General features: G+C 68.2%; 22 protein-coding genes. 13 read left to right on the forward strand and 9 right to left on the reverse strand.

The window, feature by feature from the left end:
* Window positions 1-64: 64 nt before the first annotated feature.
* Window positions 65-643: a sigma-70 family RNA polymerase sigma factor gene (locus AC1RU4_RS18720; protein ID WP_492892635.1), complete on the forward strand. Its 579-nt coding sequence runs from the start codon at window positions 65-67 to the stop codon at window positions 641-643.
* Complete coding sequence (locus AC1RU4_RS18725; protein ID WP_492892636.1) at window positions 640-1,296, forward strand: ChrR family anti-sigma-E factor; 657 nt, start codon at window positions 640-642, stop codon at window positions 1,294-1,296. The genes AC1RU4_RS18720 and AC1RU4_RS18725 overlap by 4 nt, the downstream gene beginning before the upstream one ends.
* Before the next feature lie 92 nt (window positions 1,297-1,388).
* On the opposite strand, the gene AC1RU4_RS18730 is transcribed toward AC1RU4_RS18725, so the two are convergent.
* Window positions 1,389-1,799: a DUF2177 family protein gene (locus tag AC1RU4_RS18730; RefSeq protein WP_492892637.1), complete on the reverse strand. Its 411-nt coding sequence runs from the start codon at window positions 1,797-1,799 to the stop codon at window positions 1,389-1,391.
* 446 nt (window positions 1,800-2,245) lie between these two features.
* On the opposite strand from AC1RU4_RS18730, the gene AC1RU4_RS18735 reads away from it, so the two are divergent.
* Both AC1RU4_RS18735 and AC1RU4_RS18740 read left to right on the forward strand, forming a co-directional pair.
* Complete coding sequence (locus AC1RU4_RS18735; protein WP_492892638.1) at window positions 2,246-3,568, forward strand: UDP-glucose dehydrogenase family protein; 1,323 nt, start codon at window positions 2,246-2,248, stop codon at window positions 3,566-3,568.
* A 3-nt stretch (window positions 3,569-3,571) separates the two neighbouring features.
* On the forward strand, window positions 3,572-4,591 hold the full coding sequence (locus AC1RU4_RS18740) for an NAD-dependent epimerase/dehydratase family protein (protein ID WP_492892639.1): 1,020 nt from the start codon (window positions 3,572-3,574) through the stop codon (window positions 4,589-4,591).
* Between the two features lie 127 nt (window positions 4,592-4,718).
* Here AC1RU4_RS18740 and rfbA read toward each other — a convergent pair whose 3' ends face one another.
* The 4 genes from rfbA to AC1RU4_RS18760 all read right to left on the reverse strand — a co-directional run bounded on the left by rfbA (window position 4,719) and on the right by AC1RU4_RS18760 (window position 8,954).
* Entirely contained in the window at window positions 4,719-5,597 is an 879-nt protein-coding gene (gene rfbA / locus AC1RU4_RS18745) for a glucose-1-phosphate thymidylyltransferase RfbA (protein WP_492892640.1), read from the reverse strand.
* Between the two features lie 100 nt (window positions 5,598-5,697).
* Complete coding sequence (rfbD, locus tag AC1RU4_RS18750; protein WP_492892641.1) at window positions 5,698-6,603, reverse strand: dTDP-4-dehydrorhamnose reductase; 906 nt, start codon at window positions 6,601-6,603, stop codon at window positions 5,698-5,700.
* A 140-nt stretch (window positions 6,604-6,743) separates the two neighbouring features.
* A complete protein-coding gene (gene rfbC, locus AC1RU4_RS18755) occupies window positions 6,744-7,349 on the reverse strand; it encodes a dTDP-4-dehydrorhamnose 3,5-epimerase (protein WP_492892642.1) in 606 nt (201 codons plus the stop codon).
* 105 nt (window positions 7,350-7,454) lie between these two features.
* Complete coding sequence (locus tag AC1RU4_RS18760) at window positions 7,455-8,954, reverse strand: phosphomannomutase/phosphoglucomutase (protein ID WP_492892643.1); 1,500 nt, start codon at window positions 8,952-8,954, stop codon at window positions 7,455-7,457.
* A 236-nt stretch (window positions 8,955-9,190) separates the two neighbouring features.
* On the opposite strand from AC1RU4_RS18760, the gene AC1RU4_RS18765 reads away from it, so the two are divergent.
* The 8 genes from AC1RU4_RS18765 (at window position 9,191) to AC1RU4_RS18800 (ending at window position 17,438) form a co-directional block, all read left to right on the forward strand.
* Window positions 9,191-10,015: an ABC transporter permease gene (locus AC1RU4_RS18765; protein ID WP_492892644.1), complete on the forward strand. Its 825-nt coding sequence runs from the start codon at window positions 9,191-9,193 to the stop codon at window positions 10,013-10,015.
* A 122-nt stretch (window positions 10,016-10,137) separates the two neighbouring features.
* Complete coding sequence (locus AC1RU4_RS18770) at window positions 10,138-11,103, forward strand: ABC transporter substrate-binding protein (protein WP_492892711.1); 966 nt, start codon at window positions 10,138-10,140, stop codon at window positions 11,101-11,103.
* A 13-nt stretch (window positions 11,104-11,116) separates the two neighbouring features.
* Window positions 11,117-11,950, forward strand: coding sequence for an ABC transporter ATP-binding protein (locus tag AC1RU4_RS18775; protein ID WP_492892645.1), 834 nt, complete (start codon window positions 11,117-11,119; stop codon window positions 11,948-11,950).
* 14 nt (window positions 11,951-11,964) lie between these two features.
* Window positions 11,965-13,368, forward strand: coding sequence for an enolase C-terminal domain-like protein (locus tag AC1RU4_RS18780; RefSeq protein ID WP_492892646.1), 1,404 nt, complete (start codon window positions 11,965-11,967; stop codon window positions 13,366-13,368).
* A complete protein-coding gene (locus AC1RU4_RS18785; RefSeq protein WP_492892647.1) occupies window positions 13,365-14,561 on the forward strand; it encodes a Gfo/Idh/MocA family protein in 1,197 nt (398 codons plus the stop codon). Before AC1RU4_RS18780 ends, AC1RU4_RS18785 begins: the two co-directional genes overlap by 4 nt.
* Window positions 14,562-14,589: 28 nt before the next feature.
* Window positions 14,590-15,786, forward strand: coding sequence for a dihydrodipicolinate synthase family protein (locus AC1RU4_RS18790; protein WP_492892648.1), 1,197 nt, complete (start codon window positions 14,590-14,592; stop codon window positions 15,784-15,786).
* A gap of 47 nt (window positions 15,787-15,833) precedes the next feature.
* Window positions 15,834-16,697: a sugar phosphate isomerase/epimerase family protein gene (locus tag AC1RU4_RS18795; RefSeq protein ID WP_492892712.1), complete on the forward strand. Its 864-nt coding sequence runs from the start codon at window positions 15,834-15,836 to the stop codon at window positions 16,695-16,697.
* 45 nt (window positions 16,698-16,742) lie between these two features.
* Window positions 16,743-17,438 (forward strand): TetR/AcrR family transcriptional regulator, encoded by a 696-nt coding sequence (locus tag AC1RU4_RS18800; RefSeq protein WP_492892649.1) that lies wholly within the window; start codon window positions 16,743-16,745, stop codon window positions 17,436-17,438.
* 65 nt (window positions 17,439-17,503) lie between these two features.
* On the opposite strand, the gene AC1RU4_RS18805 is transcribed toward AC1RU4_RS18800, so the two are convergent.
* The 4 genes from AC1RU4_RS18805 to AC1RU4_RS18820 form a co-directional block, all read right to left on the reverse strand.
* Window positions 17,504-18,067 (reverse strand): fasciclin domain-containing protein, encoded by a 564-nt coding sequence (locus tag AC1RU4_RS18805; protein WP_492892650.1) that lies wholly within the window; start codon window positions 18,065-18,067, stop codon window positions 17,504-17,506.
* Window positions 18,068-18,197: 130 nt separating this feature from the next.
* Window positions 18,198-18,908, reverse strand: a complete 711-nt coding sequence (locus AC1RU4_RS18810) for an anti-sigma factor (protein WP_492892651.1) — start codon at window positions 18,906-18,908, stop codon at window positions 18,198-18,200.
* Entirely contained in the window at window positions 18,905-19,459 is a 555-nt protein-coding gene (locus tag AC1RU4_RS18815; protein ID WP_492892652.1) for a sigma-70 family RNA polymerase sigma factor, read from the reverse strand. The genes AC1RU4_RS18810 and AC1RU4_RS18815 overlap by 4 nt, the downstream gene beginning before the upstream one ends.
* Window positions 19,460-19,503: 44 nt before the next feature.
* A complete protein-coding gene (locus tag AC1RU4_RS18820; RefSeq protein ID WP_492892653.1) occupies window positions 19,504-20,397 on the reverse strand; it encodes a DMT family transporter in 894 nt (297 codons plus the stop codon).
* Window positions 20,398-20,524: 127 nt separating this feature from the next.
* Here AC1RU4_RS18820 and AC1RU4_RS18825 point away from each other — a divergent pair, with 127 nt between their 5' ends.
* Window positions 20,525-21,967, forward strand: a complete 1,443-nt coding sequence (locus AC1RU4_RS18825; RefSeq protein WP_492892654.1) for an aminotransferase-like domain-containing protein — start codon at window positions 20,525-20,527, stop codon at window positions 21,965-21,967.
* Window positions 21,968-21,971 lie beyond the last annotated feature (4 nt).

The following is a 21,971-nucleotide window of genomic DNA, read 5'->3' on the forward strand; positions in this document are numbered from 1 at the left end:
GATCGAAGTCCAAGTTGCGCGGTCATCGTCGGCGGCGTGCCTCCCGCTGCCGCGGGGCGCGCTGATGATGCTGTCGGGCGAACCGGCACCGGCGCCGACAGGCGAGGAACTCGCCCGTCTCATCGTCGGCATCGGCGCGGTGCGCGACCGCCAGGCCTTTGCGCGCGTGTATGCCTATTTCGCCCCGCGGGTGAAATCCTTCCTCATGCGTTCGGGCCTGCCGGCGGTCACCGCCGAGGAACTGGCGCAGGAGACGATGATGTCGGTGTGGTCCAAGGCGGCGAGCTTCGACCCGACCCGGGCCGGCGCCTCGACCTGGATCTTCACCATCGCCCGCAACCTGCGCATCGATTACCTGCGTCGCCAGCGCCCGACCGCCGAACTCGGCCTCGCTCTCGACGACGAGCCCGACGCGGCACCGGACGGGGAGGCCCGCCTTCTGGCCGCCGAACGCGACGCGCAGCTGCGCAGCGTGCTTGCCGGCCTGTCCGACGAGCAGGCCACCATCGTCCGCCTGTCCTTCTATCAGGACAAGGCGCATTCGGAGATCGCCCGCGAGCTCGGCCTGCCACTCGGCACGGTCAAGTCGCGGGTGCGCCTCGCCCTCGGGCGCATGCGAGCGCTGCTGGAGAGCGGAGCATGAGCATCCACCACCACCCCGGCGACGAGAGCCTGCTGCGCTATGCCGCCGGCCACCTGCCGGCCGGTCCCTCCATGGTCGTCGCCACCCATCTCGACACGTGCCCGGCCTGCCGCGCCCGCGTCGCCGCCTTCGCCACGCTGGGTGGCCGGTTGGTGGAGGACGCCGAGCCCGAGCTTCTGGCGCCGACCGCGCTCGCCGATCTGCTGGCGCGCATCGACGCGGAGGAGGCCACGCCGCCGCGCGCCGTCGCGCCGCCGCGCCTGCCGAAGGTTGCGGTGGAGATCGGCCTTCCGAGGGCGCTGGCCCGCTGCGATGTCGGACCCTGGCGCTGGTTCGGTCCCGGCGTGCGGCTCAGCCGGGTCACCATTCCCGAGGCCCCCACCGCGCGGCTCACGCTGCTGCGGGTCGGACCCGGCCGCAAATTGCCCGAGCACGGCCATTCCGGGCTCGAATTCACCCAGGTGCTGGCGGGTTCCTTCACCGATGAGTTCGGCCGGTATCGGCCGGGCGACCTGTCGGAAATGGATGGCGAGGTCGAGCACCAGCCATTGGTCGACCGCGAGAGCGAATGCATCTGCCTCGCCGCCTTCGATGGCGAGATGGTGCTGAGCGGCATCGTCGGCAGGCTGATGCAGCCCTTCCTGCGTCTCTAGATATGGCTGTCGACCGGAAATGGCGCGCCGATGCCGGCCCGATGCTCCCGCCGAGCGCACCGCTTCCCGCGATGAGCGTCGCCTCAGGGGCTTCAGCGCATGCCGAGCAGAAGGCGGGTGGCGAGGAAGCCGACCGCTGCGGCGCTGGCGGTGGCAAAGGTGCCCCAGGTCATGTCGGCCAGCGTCACGGCGAGCGGCCAGCCGCGGATCGTCGCCTGGTTGGTGAGGTCATAGGTCGCATAGGCGAGGAAGCCGAGCGCGGCGCCGTGGCCGAGGGCGGTGACCCAGCGCCCGGTTCCCCACGCCGGCTGCACCGCGAAGAGCACGATGCCGGCCACATAGATGAAATAGAACGCCGCCGCCGGCCCGATGTTGAAGCCGTCGACCATCAACTCGCCCAGCAGCGGCCGGTAGAGCCGGTTGCCCATGGTGCCGAGCCAGACGGCGTCAAGCGCCAGGAAGGTAAGGCCCGTCGCCAGGTAGGAGACCAGATAGATTGCCATGATGCGCCCCGTCCTCGGCTGGTTCGGAAGCTTCTACGCGCCATCCGGGGGCTCAGATCAGGGAGGCAGTATCAGTGCCCTGTGGAGGTCCGCATACCGCTCGCCCGATCGACCCTCAACAGGCGGGTTTCCACAGCATCCTTGTGCCCGAACCCGGCGATCCCGCGGGGGCGGCGGCAGCCGCAGGAAACCGCCGGGCAGGCCCTTCGCATCGGCCCTGTCTCGCGTCGATCCTGAGTAGTTGGCTATCCATAAGGCTTTGCGCGCCTTCGGTGCTTATGTCGCTGTCGTTCGGGGGTGTTTGACGGGCGTAGGATTGTTACGGTATGCCAAGTGCGCGGAGAATGTGGAATTTATGAGAGAACCATCGTATTCCGCTTCGACGCATATTTAGCAGTTTTGCCGAGATTTGATTGCCGTAAACAGCCCCCACAGGAACTGGATTTATGAAAATTGCAGTAGTCGGATCGGGTTATGTTGGTTTGGTCTCCGGCGCATGTTTCGCCGATTTCGGGCATCAGGTTGTCTGCATCGATAAGGATCCCAAGCGGATCGAGGCGCTGAAGCAGAACATCATCCCGATCTACGAGCCGGGGCTCGATGATTTGGTCTCCAGCAATGTCAAGCAGAACCGGTTGTCCTTCACCACGTCGCTGCCCGAGGGCATCGAAGGCGCCGAGGCCATCTTCATCGCGGTGGGCACGCCCTCCCGGCGCGGCGACGGCCATGCCGACCTGCAATATGTCTATGCCGTCGCCCGCGAGATTGCGACGGCGGTGAAGGGCTTCGCCGTGGTGGTCGACAAGTCGACCGTGCCGGTCGGCACCGCCGACGAGGTCGCGCGCATCATCCGCGAGACCAATCCCGATGCCGACGTTGCGGTGGCCTCCAACCCGGAATTCCTGCGCGAAGGCGCGGCCATCACCGACTTCAAGAAGCCGGACCGCATCGTGGTCGGCATTAATGACGAGCGCGCCCGTTCGGTGATGACCGAGGTCTACCGCCCGCTTTACCTCAATTCCTCGCCGCTGCTGTTCACCGACACACGCACCGCCGAGCTGATCAAATATGCCGCCAACGCCTTCCTGGCGATGAAGATTACCTTCATCAACGAGATCGCCGATCTCTGCGAAAAGGTCGGTGCCGACGTGCAGCAGGTGTCGCGCGGCATCGGAATGGACGGCCGCATCGGCTCGAAGTTCCTGCATGCCGGCCCCGGCTATGGCGGCTCATGCTTCCCGAAGGACACGATCGCTCTCGTCAAGATCGCCCAGGACAATGACAGCCCGGTGCGGCTGATCGAGACCACGGTGGCGATCAACGACCAGCGCAAGCGCTCCATGGCGCGCAAGGTCGAGAAGGCCGTCGGCGGCAGCCTGCGTGGCAAGACCGTTGCGGTGCTCGGCCTCACCTTCAAGCCGAACACGGACGACATGCGCGAGGCGCCGGCCATCTCCATCGTGCAGGCGCTGCTGGATGCCGGCGCAACCGTGAATGCCTATGACCCGGTGGGTACCGAGCAGGCCAAGCTGGTCATGCCGTCCGGGATCAACTATTGCAGCGATCCCTACGAGGCGGCCGAGGACGCGTCCTGCATCGTCATCGTGACGGAGTGGGACCAGTTCCGGGCGCTCGACTTCACCCGGCTCAAGGACATCGTCGCCGCGCCGGTGCTCGTCGACCTGCGCAACGTCTATCCGCCGGACGAAATCGCGCGGCACGGCTTCCAGTATTCCTCAGTCGGACGGCCGGGCGCGGAAGCCCTTTGATAAATGCGCATTCTGATGACGGGGACCGCTGGATTCGTCGGGTTCCACCTGACCCAGCGGCTGATCGACGAAGGTCATACCGTCATCGGTTTCGATGCCATGACCCCCTATTACGATCGACGTCTGAAGGAGGCGCGCCACGCCATCCTTCAGAAGTCGAATCGATTCACGCCGATCATCGACCGGCTGGAGGACATGGACGCCCTCGACCGCGCCGCCGATCTCGCGGCGCCTGACATCATCGTGCATCTGGCCGCACAGGCGGGCGTGCGCTACTCGATCGAGGCGCCGCGAGCCTATGTCGAATCGAATGTCGTCGGTTCGTTCAACCTGCTCGAAGTCGCCCGGCGGGTGAAGCCGAAGCATCTGCTGCTCGCGTCGACGAGCTCCGTCTATGGCGACAATATCGACGTTCCGTTCCGCGAGATCGATTCCACCGACGCGCCGCTCAGCCTCTATGCCGCGACCAAGAAGGGCATGGAGGTGATGTCGCACTCCTATGCCCATCTGTGGAGCCTGCCCACCACCTGCTTCCGCTTCTTCACCGGCTACGGCCCGTGGGGCCGGCCGGACATGGCGCTGTTCAAATTCGTCCGGGCGATCGAACGCGACGAGCCGATCGAGATCTACGGCCATGGCGCGATGCGCCGCGATTTCACCTATATCGACGACCTGGTGGAATCGGTGATGCGGCTGATCGACCGTCCGCCGGTCGTCGGCGAGCCCGTCCTGTCGCCGGATACAACCGATACCCTGTCCGCCGTCGCGCCGTGGCGGGTGGTGAACATCGCCGGCGGCTCTCCGGTGGAACTGCTCGAATTCGTCGAGGAGATCGAGCGGGCCGTCGGCAAGCCGGCGCGCAAGGTGTTCCTGCCGATGCAGCCGGGCGACGTGACCGAGACCTTCGCCGACCATCGCCTGCTGCAGGCGGTGACGGGCTTTCGGCCGTCCACGCCGCTCGACGAAGGCATCGCCGCTTTCGTCCGCTGGTTCCGCACCTATTACAACGACGTGCCCGCCTGAGCCCGGCTCGGTCGCGGCCAGATTTCTCGTCCCCGGATCGTCGCCCAAGGCCTGCGGTGGCGGCCTGCGGCAGAGGCGTGCGCGACGGGTTCTTCTCCTGCCGCGACGATGGCGGGGGCTTGCTCCCTCAGCCCCTGGCAGCTTCGTGCAGCACCGTGCGCAGATAGGCGCCATAGGTGCTCTTGCCGAGCTTGGCCGCGTGACTTTCCAGCCGGCCGGCGTCGATATAGCCGCGGCGAAAGGCGATCTCCTCCGGTGAGGCGATCTTGAAGCCCTGCCGCTTCTCCAGTGTCCGCACGAACTCGCCGGCTTCCAGCAGGCTGTCCGGCGTGCCGGTATCGAGCCAGGCATAACCGCGCCCCATCATCGAGACGCGCAGGTCGCCGCGTTCCAGATATGCCCGGTTGACGTCGGTGATTTCCAGCTCGCCGCGCGCCGAAGGCTTGAGGCCGGCGGCGATCTCCACCACCGAGGCGTCGTAATAGTAAAGCCCGGTCACCGCCCAGTTCGATTTCGGCGCCGCCGGCTTCTCCTCGATGGAGACGGCATTGTGGCTCTTGTCGAACTCGACGACGCCATAGCGTTCCGGGTCGACGACATGATAGGCGAACACCGAGGCGCCGCGGTCGAAGGCGGTCGCCGAGGCCAGCAGCTCCGGCAAGGCGTGCCCGTAATAGATGTTGTCGCCGAGGATCAGCCAGGAGGGCTCCCCGGCGATGAAGTCGGCGCCGATGATGTAGGCCTGCGCGAGGCCGTCCGGCGAGGGCTGCACGGCATAGCTGATCTCGATGCCCCATTGCGTGCCGTCGCCGAGCAGGCGCTGGAACAGCGGCGTGTCGCTGGGGGTGGAGATGACCAGGATTTCACGGCAGCCGGCCAGCAGCAGCGTCGAAAGAGGATAGTAGATCATCGGCTTGTCATAGACCGGCAGCAGCTGCTTGCTGATGACCAGTGTCATCGGATGCAGCCTGGTGCCGGAGCCGCCGGCCAGGATGATGCCCTTCATGCTTTCCTCTTCCTCTCGCGGTGCCGTACCCGCGCGGCAGGGCCGCCGGTGCGGTCGATCCGCCTGTTGACGCGCCCTTTGCCCTCTGCCGCCGCGCGGTTCAGCCGACGCCGGGCGTTGCGACCAGAGCCGGTACGATCTGTGCCACCCGCTTGCGCCACTCGAGCGCGCGATAGCCGAAATTGCGCGCGAATGCGTCCGAATCGAGCTGCGAATTGGCCGGCCGGCGCGCCGGGGTCGGGTAGTCGGCGGTGCCGATCGCCACGACGGGCGGGTGCTTGCCGGTCAGCGGCGCCGCGGTGGCGATGATGGCCTCGGCGAAGCCGTGCCAGCTGGTCGCCCCGCTGCCGGCGAAATGATAGGTGCCCCACAGGGCTTTCGCATCGGCGTCGCCGCCGGCGGCATGCGCGGCGACGGACAGGATCGCCTCGGCGAGGTCTGGCGTCGCCGTCGGGTTGCCGATCTGGTCGGCGACCACGCGCAATTCCTCGCGCTCGGCGCCGAGCCGCAGCATGGTCTTGAGGAAATTCTGGCCGTGCCGGCCATAGACCCAGGCGGTACGCAGGATGATGTGGCGGGCGGCAGCCTGCCTCACCGCTTCTTCGCCCGCCAGCTTGGTCCGGCCATAGACGCCGAGCGGCGACACAGGGTCGCTCTCGACATAGGGGCCGGCCTTGGAGCCGTCGAACACATAGTCGGTGGAGATGTGCAGCAGCGGGATATCGAATTCCGCGGCCGCGGCGGCAAGCACCGCCGGCCCCTCGACATTGCCGCGCCGTGCCGCCTCCGGTTCGGATTCCGCCTTGTCGACCTTGGTATAGGCGGCGGCATTCACCAGCATCGCCGCCGGATGCTCGCCGAGCAGGCGTCGCACCGCTTCCGCATCGGCGATATCCAGCGCCGCGCGGTCGAAGCCGCGGGCGGGTATGCCGCGCGTCGCTGCCAGATCGAGCAACTCGCGGCCCACCTGGCCGCCGGCGCCGAAAACGAGAAGGGGATCGATCATGTCGCGTTTCCTGCTGCTGGCCGTGTCGGACGGGTCCGGTCGAATCGCCGACCGCCGCGGCTGCTACAGGATTCAAACTGTTTTCAGACAAGTGTCGAGACGTCGCGCGGGCGAGGTCTCGCCCGGCGCGGTGCGATGGCTCAGACCGGTTCGAGCGGCTGGCCGTCATAGGCGAACGGGCTGTCGAATGCCGCGAGCGTCGGCAGGATCCGGTCCTTGTCGGAGAGCACGGCTTCGACACCGGGCGGCAGCGGCCAGTCGATGCCGATGGCCGGGTCGTTCCAGGCGATACCGCCGTCGCATTGCGGGGCATAGATGTCGGACACCTTGTAGGCGACCTCGGTATCCGGCTCCAGCGTCAGGAAGCCATGCGCGAAACCCACCGGCACGAAGAGCTGCTCGCCGCCCTCGGCCGTCAGCCTTGTCGCGATGAAGTGGCCATAGGTGGGCGAGCCGCGGCGCACATCCACCGCATAATCCATCACCGAGCCGCGCAGGCAGCGCACCAGCTTTGCCTGCGCATGCGGCGGGCGCTGGAAATGCAGGCCGCGTATCGTGCCCGCCTGGCTCGAATAGGACTGGTTGTCCTGGACGAAGCGCACGGTGATCCCCGCAGCTGCCGCAGCTGCCTCCGAATAGGTTTCGGAAAACCAACCGCGTGCGTCCCCGAAACGGCGCGGCTTCAGCAAGGTGACGACATTGATTCTTTCCGGCGGCGGACGTCTGGCTGCCGATTCCGCTGACATGATTGTATCCGTCTTCTAGGCTCCCCGATCACAACCCTTAGCACTACTCGCATTGCGATGGGAGCATGGCGTTATCCGAGTTTGCGGCCTTTTCGCACCCCCGGCTCAGATGGTCTGGTTATACGTCCCGACTTCCGGATGGGTGCGCAGGATGCCGTCGACCACCCGAAACATGTCGCGCATGCGCGCCTCGGAGACCGGGCTCTCGACCACCACCACAAGCTCCGGCTTGTTCGACGATGCCCGCACCAGTCCCCACGATCCGTCCTCCACCGTGACGCGCACGCCGTTCACCGTCACGAGGTCGCGGATCTTCTGCCCGTCGATGGCCTCGCCCTGCGCGGCCATCGCCTCGAAATGCTTTACCACCGCGTCGACCACGCCGTATTTCGCCTCGTCGGCACAGTGCGGCGACATGGTCGGCGATGACCAGGTCTTGGGCAGGGCGTCCTTGAGATCGGCCATCGAGCGCCCGGGATTGCGGTCCAGCATGTCGAGAATGGCGATCGCCGAGACGAGGCCGTCGTCATAGCCGCGTCCGACCGGCTTGTTGAAGAAATAATGGCCGGACTTCTCGAAGCCGACCAGCGCCCCGCTCTCGTTCACCCGGCGCTTCATATAGGAATGGCCGGTCTTCCAGTAGTCGGCCTTCACACCGTTGGCGATCAGCACCGGGTCGGTCATGAACAGCCCGGTCGACTTCACGTCGACCACGAAGGTGGCGCCCGGATGCAGCGCGGAAAGGTCGCGCGCGAGCATCACCCCGACCTTGTCGGCGAAGATCTCCTCGCCGAGATTGTCGACCACGCCGCAGCGGTCGCCGTCGCCGTCGAAGCCGAGCCCGACATCCGCCCCGGATGCCAGCACCGCGTCGCGCATGGCGTGCAGCATGTCGAGGTCTTCCGGGTTCGGATTGTATTTCGGGAACGTGTAGTCGAGATCGCAGTCGAGCGGCACCACGTCGACGCCGAGCGCCTCCAGGATGCGCGGGGCGAAGGCGCCCGCCGTGCCATTGCCGCAGGCCACCACCGCCTTGATGCGGCTTTTCAGCTTCGGGCGGTCGGTGAGGTCCTTGATATAGACCTCCGGGAAGTTCTCGACATAGCGGTAGGCGCCGCCAGTGCGCGGCTTGCCCGCCCCGCTCAGCACGATCTCCTTCAGCCGGCTCATCTCGTCCGGCCCGAAGGTCAGCGGGCGGTTGACGCCCATCTTCACGCCGGTCCAGCCATTGTCGTTGTGCGAGGCGGTGACCATGGCGACGCAGGGCACATCCAGCGCGAACTGGGCGAAATAGGCCATGGGCGACAGCGCGAGCCCGATGTCGTGCACCGTCACCCCGGCGGCCATCAGCCCATTGGCGAGCGCCTGCTTGATCGAGGACGAATAGGCGCGGAAATCGTGCCCGGTGACGATCTCCGGCTTCACCCCGAGTTCTTGGATCAGCGTGCCGATGCCGAGCCCCAGCGCCTGCACGCCCATGAGGTTGAGCTCGCTGCCGAACAGCCAGCGGGCGTCATATTCGCGAAAGCCGGTCGGCTTCACCAGCGGCTGGGTCTCATAGGCATAGCTGTTGGCCGCGAGCGCGGGCTGGGGCAGCGGGAACATCGGGCGGGCGTCCTGTCATCCGGCGAAAACCTGCGCGATATGACGGATGTGGGCCGCAGGCGTCAACGACGGAGCGCGTGATGCCGTGCGGCTCCTGTGCGGTTCGAGCCCCGGCGAGGGTCGCGATGCCACCGCAAGTCGGCGGTTGACAAAGCGGCGGGTTGACGATGTAATTCACTGGTTAGTTACTTAAGGCGACAAAGAGCGCCATGGGATAACGATCAGGGAGATACGCCATGCCGTCTTCGCGACGTGAGGGTTTTGCGCGCGCGCTCGTCAATTCCAGATTGGTCAATTCCCCCTGGGTTCGGCCGCTGGCCCTGATGGTGATGATCGTCGTGGCCTGGGATCTGGCGGTGCGGCTGTTCCAGATTCCGGCCTATCTGATCCCGACGCCGTGGGACGTGATCCAGGCTTTCCGCACCGAAGGCGACAAGCTGCTCATCGAGGCGATCCCGACCACCGTCGCGACCGTGTCGGGCTTCCTGCTCTCGGCGCTGATCGGCATTCCGCTCGCGATGCTGATCGCCGGCTCGAAGACGGTGGAGTCCTATCTCTACCCGCTGCTGGTGTTCTCGCAGTCGATCCCCAAGGTCGCCATCGCCCCGCTCTTCGTGGTGTGGTTCGGCTTCGGCATGATGCCGAAAGTGATTTCCGCCTTTCTGCTCGGCGTGTTCCCGGTGATCGTCGCCGGCGTGCAGGGCTTCAAGTCGGTCGAGGGCGACATGCACGACCTCGCCCGCGCCATGAAGGCGACGCGGCTGCAGACCTTCACCATGATCGGCCTGCCGCATGCCCTGCCGGCCATCTTCGCCGGCCTGAAAGTGTCGGTGACGCTCGCGGTGGTCGGCGCGGTGGTCGGCGAGTTCGTCGGCTCCAATTCCGGCATCGGCTACGTGCTGCAGCGTTCCATCGGCAATTTCGAGCTGCCCACCATGTTCGCGGCGCTCACCGTCCTCGCGCTGATCGGCGCGGGCCTGTTCTGGATCGTCGATCTGACCGAACGCCTCATGGTGCCCTGGCACGCGAGCCAGAGGCACGAGGTGCTGGTGACGACCTGAGAAGAACCGGGGAGCAAGCCCTCGCAGAAGGGCTCCCCGCCTCGAAAACACATCCATGGGAGGAAGTGGAAATGGCGTTTCGAAACAGCCTCAAGGCCGCGCTCATTGCCGCCGCGGCGTTCATGCCCCTGGCCTTGCCCGTTGCCTCGGCGAAGGCGGCCGACAAGGTGACGCTGATGCTGAACTGGTACGTGTATGGCGAGCACGCGCCGTTCTTTTACGGCAAGGCGAAGGGCTTCTATGCCGCTGAAGGCATAGACCTCGACATCCAGGAGGGCCGCGGCTCGGCTGTCACCATCCAAGCCGCCGCCGCCGGCACGGTGGACTTCGCCTATGCCGACGTGCCGACCATGATTCGCGCCGCCGTGAAGGGCGCGCCGGTGACCGCGGTCGGGGTGGCGCTGCAGACGAGCCCGATGTCGGTGATGGGCTTCACGGACAAGAACATCCGCAAGCCTGACGACATCAAGGGCAAGACCGTCGCCACCACGCCCGGCGATTCCATGTCGCAGATCTGGCCGCTGTTCCTCAAGCGTGCAGGGCTCAAGGAGAGCGAGTTCCAGACCGTCTCCGGCGACGCCACCACCAAGCTCAATGCGGTGATCAACGGACAGGCCGACCTGCTGCTGGGCTATTCCATGGACCAGTCCATGAAGATCAAGGACGCCACCGGCAAGGACGTGCATCCGATCATGTTCGCCGATTACGGCATCCACCTCGTCTCCTCGGGCATCATCGTGAACAAGGAGCTGCTGGCGAAGAACCCGGATCTCGTGCGCCGCTTCATGGCGGCCACCACCAGGAGCTTCGAGGAGGCCGAGAAAAACCCCAAGGGTGCCGTCGAGGCGGTGCTGGCGGCGCTGCCGAAGGCCGGCCAGCCCGCGACCCTGCTCGAGGGCTTCCAGCTGACCATCCCGCTCTACCGCACCGCGGAGACCAGGAACCGGCGGCCCTTCCAGGTCACCGACGCCAACATGAAGGATTCGGTGGAACTGCTGGTCGAATATGGCGGGGTCGCCGCCTCCGCCAAGGACAATCCGAAGGCCTTCTATACCCGCGACTTCCTCCCGGCCGATCCGAGCAACTGAGGGGGAGGAGAGCATGTCGTCGTTGCCCCTGCGCATCGTCGCCCGGAAGGAAGCCCGAGAGGAGGCTCCCATCTCGCGCCAGCGCCTCATCGAAATCCGCGGCCTCACCAAGACCTACCGGACCCGCGACGGCGACGTGCCCTCCCTGCGGCCGATCGACCTCGATATCCACGACGGCGAGTTCGTCGCCGTCGTGGGCCCTTCCGGCTGCGGCAAGTCCACGCTGCTCAAGCTGGTGGCCGGGCTCATCCCGCCCTCGCAGGGTGAGATCCGCATCGAGGGCAAGGCGGTCTCCGAGCCGCCGGACGATGTCGGCATTGTGTTCCAGAGCCCGGTTCTGCTGGCCTGGCGCTCGGTGCTGCGCAACATCATGCTGCCGGTCGAGGTGCGCCGGCTCGACCGCGCCACCCATCTCGAACGGGCGAAGAAGCTCATCGCCACCGCCGGCCTCAACGGCTTCGAGAATAAGTATCCCTGGCAGCTCTCCGGCGGCATGCAGCAGCGCGCCTCCATCTGCCGGGCGCTGGTGCACGATCCCAAGATCGTCCTGATGGACGAGCCGTTCGGTGCGCTCGACGCCATGACCCGCGAGCGCATGAACCTCGAATTGCAGCGCATCCATTTCGAGACCCGCAAGACCATCCTGCTGATCACCCACTCCATCCCCGAGGCGGTGTTCCTCGCCGATCGGGTGGTGGTGATGACCGAGCGGCCGGGCTCGGTGGCGGCGATCTACGACGTCGACCTGCCGCGCCCGCGCCGGCTGGAGATGATGGGCGAGCCGGCCTTCGCCGCGCTGGCCCGGCAGGTGCGCAGCCATTTCTACGCCCAGGGACATCTGGATTGAACAGGGACGGCACGATGGCTCCGCGCTTCGCCATAGCCCGCGTCGACGCCTTCGAGCGGATGATGCCGTTTGCCCGCCCGTTCCGCTTCGGCGCCGCGCTGGTGGAGGCGGCGCCGCAGGCTTATCTCCGGGTCGAGATCGACCTGCCGGGGATAGGGCGCGTCGCCGGCGTCTCCGCCGAGATGATGATGCCGAAATGGTTCGACAAGGACCCGGCGAAGTCTCCGGCCGAGACGGTCGACGATCTGCGTGCCAGCCTCGTGGCCGCCGCCCGCGGATTCACGCAGGCCGGCGGGTCGGACACCGCCTTCGGCCACCACGCCGCAGCGCTGGCGCGCCAGACGCAATGGGCCGGGGAGCGGGGCATCGCCCGGCTGGCCGGCAATTTCGGGGTGGCGCTGATCGACAAGGCGGTGCTGGACGCGCTGCTCTCCGGCCTCGGCATCGGCCTCGCCGAGGGGCTGCGGACCAATGTGCCCGGCCTCGATGCCCGCCTGACGCCGGATCTCGAGGCCACGCAGATCGAGGGCTTTCTCGCCGCGCTCGTCCCGTCCCGCGACGTTGCGCTGCGCCACACCGTCGGGCTCGCCGATGCGATCGACGGGCCGGGCAGTCTCGCGGAGGAGGTCGCGGCGGCACCGCTCGCCTTCTTCAAGATCAAGATCGGCGGCGACGTCGTCGGCGACCTGAAGCGGCTGCGCGCCATCGCGGCGCTGCTGGCGGCGCGCGTGCCGGACTATGCCGCCAGCCTCGACGCCAATGAGCAATATGACCCGCCGCGCCTCGCTTTGCTCGCGGCGACGCTGCAGGAGGATCCGGCGCTGGCCGGGCTCCGTGCCCGGCTGCTGTACATCGAGCAGCCCTTCGATCGGCGCACCACCTTCGGGACGCTGCTCGATGCGGCAGCGATGGGTGTGCCGGTGATCATCGACGAGGCCGATGACAGCTACGACGCCTTCCCGCGCGCGGTGGCGCGCGGCTATCGCGGCGTGTCGTCCAAATCCTGCAAGGGTCTCTACAAGGCGGTGCTCAACGCCGCCCGCGTCGCCCGGCTGAACCGCATTCATGGCGGCGGCTATCTCATCACCGGCGAGGACCTCACCTGCCAGCCCGGCCTCGGCGTGCAGCAGGACACCGCGCTGGTCGCCGCGCTCGGCCTCGCCCATGTCGAGCGCAACGGCCATCACTATGTCGACGGCTTCGGGCCGGCGCCGGAGCGCGAGGCGCAAGCCTTCGCCGCCGCCTGGCCCGAACTCTACCGGACCTCCGCCGGCGGCATCCGCCTCGCCACAGGCAACGCCATCCTCCCCGTCGGCCGGCTTCTCGTCGGCCCGGGCTTCGCCAGCGGCGCCGAACCCGATTGGGCCACGCTGGCACCCCTCGCAACCGAACATGTCTCACAGGAGATCTTCGCATGAGCGCGCGACGCATCGGCCGAAAGCTGGGCATCGTCATGAACGGCATTACCGGCCGCATGGGCATGAACCAGCATCTGATCCGCTCGGTTGTGGCGATCCGCGCCCAGGGCGGGGTGACCCTCGCAGACGGCTCCAAGGTGCAGCTCGACCCGATCCTCGTCGGCCGCAATGCCGAGAAGATCGAGGAACTGGCCAGGGTCTACGGCATCGAGCGCTGGACCACCGACCTCGACGCCGCGCTGGCCGACCCGGCCAACGAGATCTTCTTCGACGCCGCCACGACGCAGATGCGCCCGGCGCTGCTGGAGAAGGCGATCCGCGCCGGCAAGCACGTCTATTGCGAGAAGCCGATCGCCACCAACCTCCCGGAGGCGGTACGCATCTGCAAGCTGGCCGAGGACGCCGGGGTGAAGAACGGCGCGGTGCAGGACAAGCTGTTCCTGCCCGGCCTGCAGAAGCTGCAATTCCTGCGCGACTCGGGCTTCTTCGGGCGCATCCTCTCGGTGCGCGGCGAGTTCGGCTACTGGGTGTTCGAGGGCGACTGGGGCCAGAGCGCGCAGCGCCCGTCGTGGAACTACCGCACGCAGGACGGCGGCGGCATGATCCTCGACATGGTGTGCCACTGGCGCTACGTGCTCGACAATTGCTTCGGCGAGGTGAAGGCGGTGTCCTGCCTCGGCACCACCCACATCCCAAGCCGCGTCGACGAGGCGGGCAAGGCCTATGAGGCCACCGCCGACGACGCCGCCTATGCCACGTTCGAGCTGGAAGGCGGCGCCATCGCCCATATCAACATGTCCTGGGCCACCCGCGTCTATCGCGACGACCTCGTCACCTTCCAGGTCGACGGCACCCATGGATCGGCGGTGGCGGGCCTCAGCGACTGCGTGATGCAGCCGCGCACCGCCACCCCGCGCCCGGTGTGGAACCCCGACCAGAAGCAGACCATGGACTTCTATGGCGACTGGCAGAAGGTGCCGGACAACCTCGTCTACGACAACGGCTTCAAGGTGCAGTGGGAGATGTTCGTGCGCCATGTCGTGGAGGACGCGCCCTACAAATACACGCTGCGCGAAGGCGCCAAGGGCGTGCAACTCGTCGAATGCGCGCTGAAGAGCTGGCGCGAGCGCCGCTGGATCGACGTCCCCAGCCTCGAGGAATCCGAGCACGCCGTGCTCCAGGCCGCCGAGTGATCGGCCGGTCGCTGCGGAGGAACGCGCCATGAATTCCATCGACAAGACGCTCACGGCCCTTTCCCTGCGCCTGCCGGCGTCGGATGGCAGGTTGGAGGAGTTCCGCCTCTCGGCGCCGCGCGACTTCCCGGACCGGCCGCGCGGCCCGATGAACCGCGTCGCCTTCTCGGCCGGCCATGTGGTTGCCGATCCGCTCGCCGACATCGACCCATGGCTGGCGGCGGCGGTGGACTGGGACCGCACCATCGCCTTCCGCGAGCATCTGTGGGACCTCGGCCTCGGCGTCGCCGAAGCCATGGACACCGCGCAGCGCGGCATGGGGCTCGACTGGCCGACCTCGCTGGAACTGATCCGCCGCTCGGTGGCGGCTTCCAGGGCGCGCTCGGAGCCCGGCCTCGTGTTCAGCGGCGCCGGCACCGACCACCTCGCGCCTCAGGACGCACGCGGCATCGACGACGTGATCCGCGCCTATGAGGAGCAGGTCGCCGCCGTCGAGGGTGTCGGCGGGCGCATCATCCTCATGGCCTCGCGGGCATTGGCCAGGGTTGCCAGGGATCCCGCCGACTATGCCCGCGTCTATGACCGCATCCTGTCGCAGGTGGCCGAGCCGGTGATCATCCACTGGCTGGGCGACATGTTCGACCCGGCGCTCGCCGGCTATTGGGGCGATGCCGACGCCGACCGCGCCATGGACACCGCGGTGGAGGTGATCAACGCCCATGCCGCCAAGGTCGACGGCGTGAAGATCTCGCTGCTCGACAAGGACAAGGAGATCGCCATGCGCCGGCGCCTCGCGCCCGGCGTGCGGATGTATACCGGCGACGATTTCAACTATGCCGAGCTGATCGCCGGCGACGACGAGGGCTACTCCCACGCCCTGCTCGGCATTTTCGACGCCATCGCGCCGGCCGCCTCAGCGGCGCTGGTCGCCTTGGCGGCGGGCGACCGCGCGACCTTCGACGATATATTGGAGCCGACCGTGCCGCTGTCGCGCCATATCTTCCGGGCGCCGACCCGCTTCTACAAGACCGGCGTGGTGTTCATGGCCTATCTCAACGGCCATCAGGATCATTTCACCATGGTGGGCGGGCAGGAGAGCACGCGCTCGACCCTGCATCTGGCCGAGCTGTTCCGTCTTGCCGACCGCGCCGGGCTGCTGGCCGATGCCGATCTTGCCCGCACGCGCATGCGCACGGTGATGGCCGCGCGCGGCGTCGAGAGCTGAGGCGGACCATGGGACATCACACGCCTCCCGCCGCCGCCGGCACCGCCCTGCGCGATTTCTCCGCCGATCATCGCCAGCTCTCGATCAACACCGCGACGGTGCGCAAGCAGGGCGACCTCGTCGCCATCGTCGATGCCTGCGCGCGGGCCGAGATCCGGGCGATCTCGCCCTGGCGCGACCAGGTGGCGGCCGTCGGGCTCGACCGGGCGGTCAGGGCGGTGCGCGAGACCGGCCTCGCGCTGTCCGGCTATTGCCGGGGCGGCATGTTCCCCGCCGATCCGGCGCGGCTTGCCGAGGTGCAGGACGACAACCGCCGCGCGGTGGACGAGGCGGCGGCGCTCGGCGCGGCCTGCCTGGTGCTGGTGGTCGGCGGCCTGCCGCAATTTTCGCGGCCCGGCTCGGCGCCGTCCAGGGATATCGGCGCCGCCCGTGCCATGGTCGAGGACGGCATCGGTGCGCTGCTCGACTATGCCGGCGCCGCCGGCATGCCTCTCGCCATCGAGCCGCTGCATCCGATGTATGCCGCCGAGCGCGCCTGCGTGAACACTACCGGGCAGGCGCTCGATATCTGCGACCGCCTCGATCCTGGCCGCACGGGCCGGCTCGGCGTGGCGCTGGACGTGTTTCACGTCTGGTGGGACCCGGAACTGTCCCGGCAGATCGAGCGGTGCGGCGTCGACCGGCTGCTCGCCTATCACGTCTGCGACTGGCTGGTGCCGATGGCGGACATGCTGAACGACCGCGGCATGATGGGCGACGGCGTCATCGATCTGCGCGGCATCCGCCGGCAGGTGGAAGCCGTGGGCTATCGCGGTTTCTGCGAGGTCGAGATCTTCTCCGACCACTGGTGGAGCCGGCCGATGGACGAGGTTTTGTCGACCTGTATCGCCCGTCACCGCTCCGTCGTATAGGAAAGCCGAGGGACCTTCCCGCGCGGGAGCGGGAGCGGCGAGGGCGTGGTGGAGATGGCAGTCGGGAGCAAGGGCGGTTCCGCTCCGGGTGGGGCGGCGAGCGCGGAAGCGCCGGTGCGCGAGGTGCGCGCGCGCGATCCCGAACGCACGCGGGCCAGCATCCTCGCCGCCGCCACGGTTGAGTTCGCCGCACGCGGCTTCGCTGGGGCCGGCATCGACGCCATCGCCTCGCGCTCCGGTGCCAACCGGCGGATGATCTACCATTATTTCGGCAGCAAGCGCGGCCTGTGGCTCGCCGTGCTGGAGGCCGCCTATGAGCGCGCCCGCACCTCCGAGCTTGCCCTGCATCTTGACGAATTGTCGCCGGAGCAGGCGATGCGGGCGCTGGTGACCTTCACCTTCGATTCCTTCATCGGCGACCGCACCTTCATCAATCTCCTGAACAGCGAAAACCTGCATCAGGCGCGGCACCTGAAGGAATCGGCGCGGGTGAAGGGCCTGCATTCGCCGCTGATCGGCATGCTCAAGGGCATTCTCGACCGCGGCGCCGCTGCCGGCGTGTTCCGCACCGGCGTCGATCCGGCGCAGCTCTGGATATCCATTGCCGGCCTGTCCTATTTCTACTTCTCGAACCAGTTCACCCTGTCGGTGATCCTCGACCGCAACCTGCAGAGCAAGGCCGAGCTGGACGAGCGGCGCGCCCATGTCGCCGACCTGATCGTGCATTCCCTGCTGGCCTGAGCGGCCGGGCGGGTCGGTTTGCGGCCAGGGGGCCGGCCGCCTCGCGGGCGGCCGGCGCGTCACTCTCACATGGCGGGCATGAGCACGGTGTCGATGACATGCACGACGCCATTGGCCTGCAGCACGTCGGCGGTCTGGATCATCGCCACATGGCCGGCCTGGTCGACCACCACCCACTTGCCCATCTTCTCCTCGACGGTCAGCGTCTCGCCGGCGACGGTCTTCAGCACCGCCTTGCCGCCGTGCTTCATCGCATTGGCCTTGAGGTCGGCGGCGGTGAGCTTGCCCGGCACCACGTGATAGGTGAGGATTTCGGTCAGCTGCTTCTTCATGTCCGGCTGGACGAGCTTGTCGACGGTGCCGGCCGGCAGCTTGTCGAACGCCGCATTGGTGGGGGCGAAGACGGTGAACGGGCCCTTGCCGTTGAGCGTGTCGACGAGGCCGGCGGCCTTCACCGCGGCGACCAGCGTCGTCAGGTTCTTCGCCTTCGAGGCATTCTCGGGAATCTTCTGGTCCGACATCATCGGCGCGCCGCCGACCGTCACCGAGGTGGCGGCGAGCGCCGGCATGGCGACCAGCAGGCCGGCGGTGGCGGCGGACATCATGAGCTTGGAAATCGACATGGTCATCGAACGTCTCCCTTGATCCCATGCTCTGGCGCATGGTCGAGGGAGATACGGAGCCCTGCCGGGAAAGATGCGGAAGCCGTCGAAAAATTTCCCCGACGACGGCGAAGGCGCAGTGCAGTGAGGTGTACGATCAGAGCGATTGGAGCTTGCCGACGGCGATGATCGGCCCGGTCGCCTGTCCGGTCGGCGAACCACCCGGCGGCTCGATCGAGACGGCGAGCGCGAGGCCCGGCTCGACGCCGGAGAGGACCGCGCGCGGCACCGCGATGCGGGTCGCCTGGCCGGGGTCGAACACGCCGAGCGAGACCGCCGCGCCGGAGGCCGGCACCAGCCACAGCTCGGGAACGCGGCCGGGCGTCTCCCAGGCCGCCAGCGGCACCAGCGTCGCCTGGCCGGTGCCCTTGTCGATCAGCGCGGTGAAGGTCGAGCGCCCGTCGGGCGTCGCCAGCGCGGCGACCTGCAGCGGCGCCGGCGCCGGCGGCCGGGCGACGAGGAGGGCCGCGGCGATGCTGGCGGCCGCCACCGCCATGGAACCGAAGCTCAGCCAGCGCCAGAAGGCGACGCCTTGCGCCGCCCTGGGCCGGCGGGATGTCGGCTCCGGCGCCGTCAGCCGCTCGATCCGCGACCACACGGCGGGCGGCGGCGCGACGGCGGGGATCTCCTCGGCCAGCGGCCCCAGCCGGCCCTCCCACTCGGCGATCAGCCGCGCGAAGCTTGCATCGCGCCCGGCCATCTCCTCCACGCGGCGACGCTCGCCCGCCTCCAGCACGCCGAGCGCATATTCGGCGGCGAGCTGCTCGCGGTCGTCATCGTGGGGGATGTCGGGGCGCGCGTCGCTCATGTCGCCAAGCACTCCTTGAGCGAGAGGAGGCCGCGGCGGATCCAGGACTTGACGGTGCCGAGCGGCTGGTCGAGGCGCCGGGCCAGCGCCTCATAGGTCTCGCCGCCGAAGAAGGCGTCGACGATGGCGTCGCGGCTGCGTCCTTCCAGGGCGTCGAGGCAGCGGCGCAGCCGGGCGTGGTCCTCGCTGTGCTCAAGCTGGGAGAGGGCGTCCATCGACGGATCGGCGATCGGCGCCTCCGCCTCGATCGGCCGCTCCTTGAGCCGGGGCGCGAGGCTGCGCAGCCGGTCGATCGCCTTGTTGCGCGCGATGGTCGCCAGCCAGGTGATCGGGCTCGCGCGGGCGGGATCGAACTGGTCCGCACGATGCCAGACGTTCAGATACACCTCCTGCAAGACATCCTCCGCTTCCTCTCGCGATGCCAAGATACGCAGGCACACGCCGAAAAGCTTCGCGGAGGTGAGCGCATAGACGTCGTGCAGCGCGGTGCGGTCCTTCGCGGCCACCGCCTTCAGTCGCAGCGACAGGTGCTCTCGCGATGCATCACTCACGCCCGCATCATGGCATGGGCGGCGCCTCGGCTGTCAATCGCCGCTTACCGCGCGAACTTGCGGGCGCCGGCGACGCACAGGATCACCGCCACCGTCGCCACCAGCATGGTCGGGGTCACCGTCTCGCGCAGCAGCGTCGCCGCCAGCGCCAGGCCGAAGAAGGGCTGGAGCAGCTGCAGCTGCCCGACGGCGGCGATGCCGCCGAGGGCGAGCCCGCGATACCAGAACATGAAGCCGATCAGCATGCTGAACAGCGAGACATAGCCGAGGCCGAGCCATGCGGGTGCCGCGATCCCGGCGAGGGAGGACGGCATCAGCAGCGCCGTCAGCGCCGCCATGACCGGCAGCGCCAGCACCAGCGCCCATGAGATGACCTGCCAGCCGCCGAGCTTGCGCGACAGCCGCGCCCCTTCCGCATAGCCGAGCCCGCAGGCGACGATGGCGGCAAGCATCAGCGCGTCGCCGGCGGGGGCGGCCGTCATCCCCTGCGCGAGTGCGAAGCCGACGACCAGCGCGCTGCCGAGGCCGGAGAACAGCCAGAAGGCCGGCCGCGGCCGCTCGCCGCCGCGCAGCACGCCGAAGATCGCGGTGGCGAGCGGCAGCAGGCCGATGAACACCATGGAATGCGCCGAGCTGACATGCTGCAGCGCCAGCGCGGTGAGCAGCGGGAAGCCGACCACCACCCCGAGCGCGACCACGGCGAGCGGCGCGAGGTCGGCCCGCTCCGGCCGCTTCTGCCGGAAGGCGAGCAGCAGGGCGAGCCCGAGCAGGCCGGCGACCGCCGCGCGGGCGACGGTGAGGAATACCGGATCGAACTGCATCACCGCCACGCGGGTGGCCGGCAGCGAGCCGCTGAAGATCAGCACCCCGATGAAGCCGCTGATCCATCCGCTCGCGATGCCGCCGCCCGCCATCCTGCCGCCCGCCGTCTTGTCCATGACCCGCTCCTTGCCGCCGATGCGGGTCTTATGGCGCCGGGTCTCTGGCGCCGCCAGGCACGGTGCCATACAGTTCCATCGAACTGTTATGGATACATATCCCATACGGATGGTTCACAGGATGGGAATGAGCGAACCGGCCGACCCCCGCCTTGCCGCCCCCCAACTTGCCGGCACCCGCCTTGGTGTCGTGATGGCGACGATCCGCCAGCGGATCGCCGGCCGCAGCCTGACATCCGGCGACAAGCTGCCCTCGATCCGGGCGCTGGCGGGCCAATTGCGCGTGTCGACCTCCACGGTGGTGGAAGCCTATGAGCGGCTGGTGGCGGAGGGCGTTATCCAGTCGCGGCCGGGCTCCGGCTTCTATGTCGCCGGTCCGATGGCGCCGCTGTCGATGGCGGAGATCGGGCCGAGGCTCGATCGCGCGGTCGATCCGTTCTGGGTGTCGCGCCAGTCGCTGGAGGCGGACGATGCGGTGCTCAAGCCGGGCTGCGGCTGGCTGCCGGCCGCATGGATGCCGCAGGCGGGGCTGCGCCGCTCGATGCGCGCCCTGGCCCGCGCCGATGACGGCGTGCTCGCGGATTACGGTACGCCGCTCGGATTGCCGGCGCTACGCCAGCTGCTCGCCCGCCGCATGGCCGAGCGCGGGATCGAGGCGCCGCCCGAGCAGATAGTGCTGACGGAATCCGGCACGCAGGCCATCGACCTCCTGTGCCGCCTGCTGATCGAGCCCGGCGACGCGGTGCTGGTCGACGACCCGTGCTATTTCAACTTCCACGCCTTGCTGCGCGCGCATCGGGCCCGTGCCGTCGGGGTTCCCTACACCCCGACCGGGCCGGATGTGGAACTGTTCGCGAAGGCGCTGGCCGAGCATCGCCCGCGCCTCTACATCACCAATTCGGCGATCCACAATCCGACCGGCGCCACCCTGTCGCCGGTCGTCGCCCACCGGCTGCTGAAGCTTGCCGACCAAGCCGGCCTGGTCATCGTCGAGGACGACATCTTCGCCGATTTCGAAATCGCCCCGGCGCCGCGGCTGGCGGCGTTCGACGGGCTGGAGCGGGTGGTGCATATCGGCAGCTTCTCCAAGTCGCTTTCGGCCTCCGCGCGCTGCGGCTTCATCGCCGCGCGGCCGCAATGGATCGAGGCGCTGGCCGATCTGAAGATCGCCACCTGCTTCGGAGGGGGACGGCTGGGGGCGGAGCTCGTCCACGGCGTGCTGCGCGACGGCAGCTACCGCAAGCATATGGAGGGCTTGCGCGCCCGGCTGGCGCGGGCAATGGGCGAGGTGGGCGCGCGGCTGCGCAATCTCGGCATCGTGCCCTGGCTGGAGCCGCAGGCCGGCCTGTTCCTCTGGTGCCGCCTGCCCGACGGTGTCGACGCCGCCGGCCTCGCCCGCGAGGCGCTGGCGCAGAACGTCGTCCTCGCTCCCGGCAACGTGTTCAGCCTGTCGCAGTCGGCACCGGGATTCATGCGCTTCAACGTCGCGCAATCGCTCGACGCCCGGCTGTTCGAGGTGCTGCGCGCGGGGATCCGGCAGGCGGGCCGGCCCAAGGTCGACGGCGCGTAGTCCC

Source organism: Ancylobacter sp. GW821-FHT10E12, from assembly GCF_058809335.1.